The sequence below is a fragment of the Candidatus Schmidhempelia bombi str. Bimp genome, assembly GCF_000471645.3.
Classification (GTDB): Bacteria; Pseudomonadota; Gammaproteobacteria; order Enterobacterales; family Orbaceae; genus Utexia; species Utexia bombi.
This window is the reverse complement of the sequence record NZ_AWGA01000108.1, coordinates 1-606: the sequence shown is the minus strand read 5'-3', so window position 1 is coordinate 606 and position 606 is coordinate 1. Positions and strand designations below refer to the sequence as shown.

Here is a 606-nt window from a genome sequence, read left to right as displayed (position 1 = left end):
CTTTATTTTCAGCTATTTTATAAAATAGGGGCGTATAGATTTTCAGGGGCAGATGAAGTGTATTTACAAATACGCTACTGGCCGCAAGGCAAGATGCCTAAAAATGACAATAATAAGGCTGAGGCAGTGAAACCTTTACTGATGTTTTATACGTATAAACACCAGCAATAACGCTTTAATAGATAAAAATAATTGAGAGGAAAAAGATGAACAAGTTAACCCAACTTATCACGATAGGCTTAGTCGCCAGTATATTGTGTGGCTGTTATAACAAAGGGCAGCTAAAAACCATGATCCAAAATGGTTATGATGAAGCACGGGCTGTGACTAAAGCGAAAGGTGATTTTTGTTTATATTTAGGGGCAGTAAAGTTTCCTTATACTGATGAGCCTGTATTAGAAGATGATGATCAATGGACAGTCTGGAATAAGGGGAAATTATCAAGATCACTTCCCTTATTTGCTCATATCGGTTTATTAACCCGTGAGCCAGTGGCAGGGCAGCCGGGCAGCCAGGGATTTATCATTATGATTTAACCGATTTAGGGCGAGAATATCAACATCTTTTTCCTGAAGAATCGTCATTTACTGATTCTTTATCATAACG

1 protein-coding gene is annotated in these 606 nt (G+C 38.0%); it reads left to right on the top strand.

What is annotated here, in order from left to right; all coding sequences use genetic code 11:
• Positions 1-206 precede the first annotated feature (206 nt).
• The gene (locus O970_RS09215) at positions 207-536 is read left to right on the top strand and encodes a hypothetical protein (protein WP_133459410.1); all 330 of its coding nucleotides are present in this window, start codon (positions 207-209) and stop codon (positions 534-536) included.
• The last annotated feature ends 70 nt before the right edge of the window (positions 537-606 follow it).